Origin of the sequence: Aphanizomenon sp. UHCC 0183 (assembly GCF_009712065.1) — a bacterium.
Lineage (GTDB): Bacteria > Cyanobacteriota > Cyanobacteriia > Cyanobacteriales > Nostocaceae > Dolichospermum > Dolichospermum heterosporum.
On the sequence record NZ_VILC01000140.1, the window covers coordinates 8,365 to 15,582 of the forward strand.

Here is a 7,218-nt window from a genome sequence, read left to right on the forward strand (position 1 = left end):
AACTTTTCAAATACCCTCTAAAACGAACTAAATTTCTGAATGATTAATAGTCGGTTTTAACCGACTTTTGCTATTAGCCAGGGAATTTATTCCTTGGCGTATTAAAATCCCTGAACTCTTTATTAAAAATGACCATCACTTCTACCAAATCTCTCGCTGATAAAGTCCGCTCTGACTTCCCCATTTTACATCAGGAAGTTCACGGTAAACCCCTGGTTTATCTCGATAATGCGGCTACTTCTCAAAAGCCTTTGTTCGTTTTAAATGCTTGGCGTGATTATTACGAACAATATAATTCTAATGTTCATCGTGGCGCACATTTCTTGAGCGGAAAGGCTACTGATGCTTATGAAGGTGCGCGTGATAAGATTGCTAAGTTTATTAATGCGAAATCACGTCAAGAAATTGTTTACACTCGCAATGCAACTGAAGCCATTAACCTAGTCGCTTACAGTTGGGGAATGAACAATTTACAGCCAGGAGATGAAATTATTCTCTCAGTCATGGAACACCATAGTAATATTGTTCCTTGGCAATTTGTGGCTCAAAAAACAGGCGCGGTTTTGAAGTTTGTCGAATTAACACCGGCAGAAACTTTTGATTTGGAACAGTTTAAAAACTTGATTTCTGACAAAACAAAACTGGTGTCTATCGTGCATATTTCTAATACTTTGGGTTGCATAAATCCAGTTAAAGAAATAGCCGAAATTGCTCACAGATATGGTGCGAAATTCTTACTTGATGCTTGCCAAAGTGTCCCCCATACTCCCATTGATGTTCAATCACTTGACTGTGATTGGTTGGTGGCTTCTGGACATAAAATGTGCGCTCCCACTGGCATTGGCTTTTTATATGGTAAGTTGGAATTACTAGAAGCAATGCCGCCATTTTTCGGTGGTGGTGAGATGATTGCAGAGGTATTTTTAGACCATTCTACCTATGCAGAATTACCCCATAAATTTGAAGCTGGTACTCCGGCTATTGGGGAGGCGATCGCCCTTGGTGCAGCTATAGATTATCTTACTAATATCGGTATGGATAAAATCCATGCCTATGAAACCGAATTAACTGCCTATTTATTCGCGCAATTAGGGCAAATACCCCAAATTAGAATCTACGGACCAAAACCCAATGCTCAAGGGGAAGGGAGAGCCGCATTAGCCGCTTTTACAGCCGAGGGTGTCCACGCTAATGATTTAGCAACTTTGTTAGATCAAGAAGGTGTAGCGATTCGTTCTGGACACCATTGTACGCAACCATTACACCGTTACTTGAGTTTATCAGGAACTGCACGAGCAAGTTTATCTTTTTACAATACCCGCGAGGAAATTGATATTTTCATCAAAGCATTGAAGGAGACTTTGGACTTTTTTGCTGGTGTGTTTGGCGATTGACACTCTCACTGTCTTTAGCCACTGAGATTCTTAGTTCAACGAGTCCACTTAACTTACAGCGATTTCCAATCTTATGAGGTACATCTTAGCCCCCTCATCGCTTGCGGGGAGGGGGTTGGGGGTGGGGTTCTTGTTCCAGGTTTGATGACAATTTGCTGTAAACCCCTTGCGGTATTTAAGCCAGAGGTGGTTCTCTCCCCAAGCGTTAACTTTCCCTCTGTCCGAAGGTAGTTGCATCATCTCGTTCCCAGTCTCTGACTGGGAATGAATTCTAGAAGGCTCTGCCTTCAATGATATTATAGGCAGAGCCTCATCAAGTGCATTCCTAGTCAGAGACTAGGAACGAGATGTGGTATGGATTTGAGCTTAAGTTGACACATATCAGCTTTTGCTTTACCCCTACCCGCAGAATCTTAGCAGTATTGTATTGAATCCTGACCCTAATTAAAATGTTGCATATACATATACAAAGTTAGTAATTTTTAGCAAAATATGCCATAACAGAAGCGAAGATACTCCGATCATTAGGTGTCTATAGATGAAATATTCTCAGATTCAATTTAGCCAAAGCCTTGCGGATATTGATCTTTTCCAACTCCAAGAACTGTTTAATCTGGCTGCTTTTTGGGCAAAAGGACGTAGTATTAAGGATTGGGGTATAGCTCTTGCTAACAGTGAACCTGTTATTTCTATCTGGGATAGGGAATTATTAATTGGTTTTGCTAGAGCCACCTCTGATGGCATCTATCGCGCTACAATTTGGGATGTTGTCATTCATCCAGATTATCAAGGTAACGGATTGGGTAGCAAGTTGGTGGAAACGGTTTTAAGTCATCCCCGAATGCAGAAGGTAGAGCGTGTATACTTAATGACAACGCACCAACAGGAGTTTTATGAAAAGATTGGTTTTCAAGTCAATAACACCACAACAATGGTTTTAGATAATCAATCTAATTTTGAGGCTTTTGTCACTGAAGAGATTTGTTTGCAAGAGTCCCTGTAGGTATGGATATTTGCAGTCTAGTTAACTGCGATGTTTCTTCCTGGTTGGTGGGAAAAGGCAAAATTTCTAATTTTCCTCCCATCAATTCTACCAGACGTTGATTGAGTAAAAGTTTCATTCCTGGTGATAAATCTATATTTTCCTGAGTTGTTTGCGGTTCTGATTTCATCAAATGCAGAGATTCATTTGTGATTACTGTATCAGTGGGTATGTCTAACCAAATATTGACCCAATTATCTGGAGATTGTAAGTTGCTAGAAAGATGTATATTCCCTTCTTCCATGTTAGCAATTGTTGTATCTATCAAATTGATTAATACTTGTTTGAGCCAATGGTAATCTGTCAAAATCTGAATTTCTGGATCTGACGGTGATAAAATAAAAGGATAATTGCGGTTAACGGCTAGTAAATAAGTTAGTTCATAAACTTCCTGGAGAAATTCACTTAATTGCAAAGCCTGAATATCTAATTTATTTCTACCAGATTCAATTTTGGAAACATTGAGAATTTCATCAATTAGTTTTAATAATTTCAGAGATTTTTCGTAAGCTTGTTGGACAAATTCTCGCTCTTCTTGGGAATTTTCACACAAATCTGCCAAAATCAGTTGATGTAAACCCATCATACTCCCTAAAGGCGATCGCAATTCATGACCAATCCTAGCTAAAAAACCCCCTTGAAATTGGCTCATTTCCCGCGCCTGATAGTAGGCTAATTGGGTTTGCTCTAATTCTGCCAAAAGTGGGTTTTCTTGCTGTTGTGGAGCATTTTCAACGGGAACGGATGCAGATTTGCTAGACTGAAGGAATAATCTACAAAAACCTATTCCTAATCCTATTCCCGCGCCTAAATATAGCCAGTTACTAAAATTCATAATTATCTAATTTAATACTACCTTGTCGTAAAATCTGCCAATTGTTCCCTGTCCATTTAGCAACAGTGGAAGGTATTCCCAAACCTTGGTATTCCGTTGATTCTAATGTTAAAACCTCTGGAAATTGAGCTTCTATAGCTGCTTTGGTTTCTAAAGCTGGTTGTCCTGATAAATTAGCGCTAGTTGTCGCCATTGGACCAGTTTGCGCCAAAATAATTTGAGCAACTGGATGATTGGGGACGCGAATTCCAATAGTAGTCGGTTCAACAGGATTCATGACAGTGGGAATTTTGTCACTAGCTGGTAAAACTAAAGTTAAAGCACCTGGCCAATATTGATTAACAATTTTTTGCCAGGTTTGATATTCTCTTTGGCTACCTTGAACATAATCCCATAAATCTTCGGCTTTGGCAGCCATTAAAATTAAAGGTTTATCGAAACTGCGTTGTTTCGCAGCATAAATTAATTCTGCTTGTACTGGTATGGTGGCTAATGCAGGGACGGTATCTGTAGGGAAACTAATGAGTTTTCCCGCTTTTGCAGATTCTATTAGGACTGATAATGAAAGATTCATAAAGATGGTTTTTCTGCTGGTGTTTTGAGTTAAGGATGATTTTTTTGATATTATTATCATAGTAGAAATGGGGTTTAAAAACATGACTCAACTAACACCAAAACAACCAGCAAGAAGAGGAAGAATTTTCCCTGAGTTGACTTTATCACCGGAAGAATTGGCTAGACGTAAGGCTGAAAATGAGGCATTTCACAAACGTTGTCGGGCAATTTTTGAGCGTGTTCGTCCTGAGTTGATTAAAGAACATTATAATTGGTATATTGCCGTAGAACCTGATAGTGGTGATTATTTTGTTGATCAAGATATAGAAGTTGCTAGTCAGCAAGCACGAGAAAAACACCCTCATGCTGTACATTGTATGTTTCGGTTGAATGAAATTGGAGCAGTTGGGAGAATATGATAGAGGGTTATTTTGGTGATGGGGGGCAGCTATTTTTTGAAATTGATTTGATTAATGCTGATGCTTTAAACTTACCTGTAGAGACAATGTTAGATACTGGCTTTACAGGTTTTCTAGCAATTAATAAACAAGATTTAGAAGCACTAGATTGGCAGTTTATTCGGGAACAAGAATTGATCACAGCCCAAGGAGAAAAAGCTTTTGATTTATATTTAGGTAAAGTGATTTTGGATGATCAAGAGTATGAAATTCCTGTTTATGCTGGAGATGAATTAACGGAGATTTTATTGGGTTCTCGCTGGTTGGAGTTTTTGCCTTTGGTGGTGAATTTTCAAGCTGGTGTTTTGACTTTAGGATGATTTTTTGGATACTATTATAATAGTACAAATGGGGTTTAAAAACATGACTCAACTAACACCAAAACAACCAGCAAGAAGAGGAAGAATTTTCCCTGAATTGACTTTATCGCCGGAAGAGTTAGCTAAACGTAAAGCAGAAGATGAACAATTTTATCAACGTTGTTGGGCAATTTTTCAAAGATTACTGCCTGAGTTGATGAAAGAACATTATAACTCGTATATTGCTGTAGAACCAGATAGCGGTGATTATTTCATTGATCAGGATATGGAAGTCGCTAGTAAAAAATCACGGGAGAAACATCCTAATGTGATACATTTTCTATTTCGCATCAATGAAACAGGGGTAACAGGAAGAATATGATACAGGGTTATTTTGGTGATGAGGGGCAGCTTTTCTTTGAAATTGAATTAATTACTGCTGAAGGCTTAAATCTGCCTGTAGATGCTTTATTTGATACTGGATTCACAGGCTTTATGGCTATTAATAAACAAGATTTAGAAGGATTGAATTGGTCATTTATACGCAAGCAACGTTTACGCACTGCACAGGGAGAGTCAAGATTTGATATCTATTCAGGTAAAGTGATTTTGGATAATCAAGAGGATGAAATTCCTGTTTATGCTGGAGATGAATTAACGGAAATTTTATTGGGTTCAGCGTGGTTGGAGTTTTTGCCTTTGGTGGTGAATTTTCAAGCTGGTGTTTTGACTTTGGGATGATTTTTTTGATATTATTATAATATTAGAAATGGGGTTTAAAAACATGACTCAACTAACACCAAAACAACCAGCAAGAAGAGGAAGAATTTTCCCTGAATTGACTTTATCACCGGAAGAGTTGGCTAGACGTAAGGCTGAAAATGAGGCAGAGTATCAACGTTATCGAACAATTTTTGAGCGTGTACGTCCTGAGTTGATCAAAGAACATTATGGTTGGTATATTGCTATTGAGTTAAATAGTGGTGATTACTTAATTGATCAAGATAAAGAAATTGCACATCAAAAAGCCCGCGATAAATACCCAAATGCTGATCATTGCGTTTTTTGTTTGAATGAATCTGGAGCAACTGGGAGAATATGATAGAGGGTAAATTTGGTGAAAAAAAGCAGCTATTTTTTGAAATTGAGTTGGTTGCTAATGATGGTTTAAGTTTGCCTGTGGATGCTTTATTTGATAGTGGTTTCACAGGCTTTATGGCTATTAATACACAAGATTTAGATGGACTTAATTGGAATTATGTAGATAAAGAAATTCTGCGAACTGTTAGGGTGAAATCACGTTTGAAAGATATTTGGGTAAAGTGATATTGGATAACCAAGAGTATGAAATTCCTGTTTATGCTGGAGATGAATTAACGGAGATTTTATTGGGTTCAGAGTGGTTGGAGTTTTTGCCTTTAGTGGTGAATTTTCAAGCTGGTGTTTTGACTTTGGGATGAATGATTTTGGGGAAATAAACCACGAAGGCACGAAGAGCGCGAAGGTAAGAAAAGAAGAGAGAAAAGAGTTATTTTTAATTTATTGGTAAGTCGCGCAAGTAGTAAAATTTATCTGTTTTCCCATCGTTTCCTTTTTCTCTTCCTAAGTAACCTGTTAGGGGTGATGATAGTTCTATTAAAATTTCATACATTTCTCCTGGTTTTAATGGTTGTGGTAGATTTGAACCGAAATATGCACCATGTAAAGCGTCAACTCCAGCAGATTCTATTCCTGAGTTTTGTAGATAGTTTTTGACGAGTTGGATAATATGCGATTGCAACTTAATCTCTTTTTCTATTTTATCTATATATTCGTTAATTTTATCATCAATTTGTCCTGGTTCTAAGTATTGCTTTAATTCAATTAAGTTTATCGCACCTGGATATTTTGCTTTGAGTTCAACTAATTTTTGTAATGTCATAGCTTTGATAATACTGACTTTCCATTCTTTTGATGATTTGAGATTATCTGAAGTAGCGTTACCTGGACCTATTACTAATTTTGGTGAATTCAGAAATTTATCTGCACCTAAGTGCATTCCACCTAGTTTAAGTAATTCCTCAACTGTACCACTAGGAATACTTTTACCTGCTTTACATTCACAGACTAAAGGATAAGGTTGGGAACAATATAAATCTAATCCTCCCGCACCACCTTTATAAGCAGTTTCAACTTTAAATCCTAAAAAATCAAGGCTATCCCGTGCGATGTTTTCAAAGTCTGTACCCGCTTGATAGCTATTTTTTTTCTCTTCAAATTCTATGCTTCTATCTCCTAAAGATGCTATGGTTTTTATCCAAGTTAAATCAGCATTTATTGTATTTGTAGTTGGTGCATTACTCCAACCTAAAAATACTTTGATTTCATTTTCTAATTGTTGTGCTGCTGGGTTATTGTTGGTTATTTGTGATAATGCGCTTTGCAATTCTTCTAGTTCAGGATGTAGGGGAGGTTCTAGTTTTTCTAATTGTTGTTTGCGTTGAATAAATACCTGATCACTTAATACAGGTTTATCTTCAGAAACATTTAGATAATCAGGTAATGGTACAAACTGATTATTTGACTTTACTACTATTTCAATTGATTTAGACAACTGATATAAGTAGGTAAGCAAAAAAAATTAAAGGTGTGTCAA

At 37.2% G+C, this 7,218-nt stretch carries 10 protein-coding genes and 1 pseudogene; 8 read left to right on the forward strand and 3 right to left on the reverse strand.

Features of this window, described 5'->3' with window-relative positions:
* Positions 1-128: 128 nt before the first annotated feature.
* Together FJR37_RS24905 and FJR37_RS24910 are read left to right on the forward strand one after the other, a co-directional pair.
* Positions 129-1,394, forward strand: coding sequence for a cysteine desulfurase (locus FJR37_RS24905; protein ID WP_168467403.1), 1,266 nt, complete (start codon positions 129-131; stop codon positions 1,392-1,394).
* Between the two features lie 538 nt (positions 1,395-1,932).
* Positions 1,933-2,397, forward strand: a complete 465-nt coding sequence (locus FJR37_RS24910; RefSeq protein WP_027401845.1) for a GNAT family N-acetyltransferase — start codon at positions 1,933-1,935, stop codon at positions 2,395-2,397.
* On the opposite strand, the gene FJR37_RS24915 is transcribed toward FJR37_RS24910, so the two are convergent.
* Positions 2,363-3,271 carry a sensor histidine kinase KdpD gene (locus FJR37_RS24915; protein ID WP_027401846.1) on the reverse strand — a complete coding sequence of 303 codons (909 nt, stop codon included), beginning with the start codon at positions 3,269-3,271 and terminating at the stop codon, positions 2,363-2,365. The genes FJR37_RS24910 and FJR37_RS24915 overlap by 35 nt on opposite strands.
* On the reverse strand, positions 3,261-3,845 hold the full coding sequence (locus FJR37_RS24920) for an L-threonylcarbamoyladenylate synthase (protein WP_168467404.1): 585 nt from the start codon (positions 3,843-3,845) through the stop codon (positions 3,261-3,263). Before FJR37_RS24920 ends, FJR37_RS24915 begins: the two co-directional genes overlap by 11 nt.
* 82 nt (positions 3,846-3,927) lie before the next feature.
* Here FJR37_RS24920 and FJR37_RS24925 point away from each other — a divergent pair, with 82 nt between their 5' ends.
* The 6 genes and pseudogenes from FJR37_RS24925 to FJR37_RS24950 all read left to right on the forward strand — a co-directional run bounded on the left by FJR37_RS24925 (position 3,928) and on the right by FJR37_RS24950 (position 6,043).
* Positions 3,928-4,245, forward strand: a complete 318-nt coding sequence (locus FJR37_RS24925; RefSeq protein ID WP_096670400.1) for a hypothetical protein — start codon at positions 3,928-3,930, stop codon at positions 4,243-4,245.
* A complete protein-coding gene (locus FJR37_RS24930) occupies positions 4,242-4,604 on the forward strand; it encodes an aspartyl protease (RefSeq protein ID WP_039204228.1) in 363 nt (120 codons plus the stop codon). The genes FJR37_RS24925 and FJR37_RS24930 overlap by 4 nt, the downstream gene beginning before the upstream one ends.
* Positions 4,605-4,647: 43 nt before the next feature.
* Positions 4,648-4,965: a hypothetical protein gene (locus tag FJR37_RS24935; protein ID WP_027401848.1), complete on the forward strand. Its 318-nt coding sequence runs from the start codon at positions 4,648-4,650 to the stop codon at positions 4,963-4,965.
* Entirely contained in the window at positions 4,962-5,324 is a 363-nt protein-coding gene (locus FJR37_RS24940; RefSeq protein ID WP_096670402.1) for an aspartyl protease, read from the forward strand. Before FJR37_RS24935 ends, FJR37_RS24940 begins: the two co-directional genes overlap by 4 nt.
* A gap of 43 nt (positions 5,325-5,367) precedes the next feature.
* Positions 5,368-5,685 (forward strand): hypothetical protein, encoded by a 318-nt coding sequence (locus FJR37_RS24945; RefSeq protein WP_039204224.1) that lies wholly within the window; start codon positions 5,368-5,370, stop codon positions 5,683-5,685.
* A pseudogene (locus FJR37_RS24950) lies at positions 5,682-6,043 on the forward strand (aspartyl protease). The gene FJR37_RS24945 and the pseudogene FJR37_RS24950 overlap by 4 nt, the downstream one beginning before the upstream one ends.
* A 74-nt stretch (positions 6,044-6,117) precedes the next feature.
* Here FJR37_RS24950 and FJR37_RS24955 read toward each other — a convergent pair.
* On the reverse strand, positions 6,118-7,197 hold the full coding sequence (locus tag FJR37_RS24955; RefSeq protein WP_371416168.1) for a DUF1802 domain-containing protein: 1,080 nt from the start codon (positions 7,195-7,197) through the stop codon (positions 6,118-6,120).
* Positions 7,198-7,218 lie beyond the last annotated feature (21 nt).

Coding starts and splice junctions, on each gene's coding strand:
- FJR37_RS24935 (WP_027401848.1), top strand. CDS start 4,648: ATGACTCAACTAACACCAAAACAACCAGCAAGAAGAGGAAGAATTTTC.
- FJR37_RS24930 (WP_039204228.1), top strand. CDS start 4,242: ATGATAGAGGGTTATTTTGGTGATGGGGGGCAGCTATTTTTTGAAATT.
- FJR37_RS24910 (WP_027401845.1), top strand. CDS start 1,933: ATGAAATATTCTCAGATTCAATTTAGCCAAAGCCTTGCGGATATTGAT.
- FJR37_RS24905 (WP_168467403.1), top strand. CDS start 129: ATGACCATCACTTCTACCAAATCTCTCGCTGATAAAGTCCGCTCTGAC.
- FJR37_RS24925 (WP_096670400.1), top strand. CDS start 3,928: ATGACTCAACTAACACCAAAACAACCAGCAAGAAGAGGAAGAATTTTC.
- FJR37_RS24920 (WP_168467404.1), bottom strand. CDS start 3,845: ATGAATCTTTCATTATCAGTCCTAATAGAATCTGCAAAAGCGGGAAAA.
- FJR37_RS24945 (WP_039204224.1), top strand. CDS start 5,368: ATGACTCAACTAACACCAAAACAACCAGCAAGAAGAGGAAGAATTTTC.
- FJR37_RS24915 (WP_027401846.1), bottom strand. CDS start 3,271: ATGAATTTTAGTAACTGGCTATATTTAGGCGCGGGAATAGGATTAGGA.
- FJR37_RS24940 (WP_096670402.1), top strand. CDS start 4,962: ATGATACAGGGTTATTTTGGTGATGAGGGGCAGCTTTTCTTTGAAATT.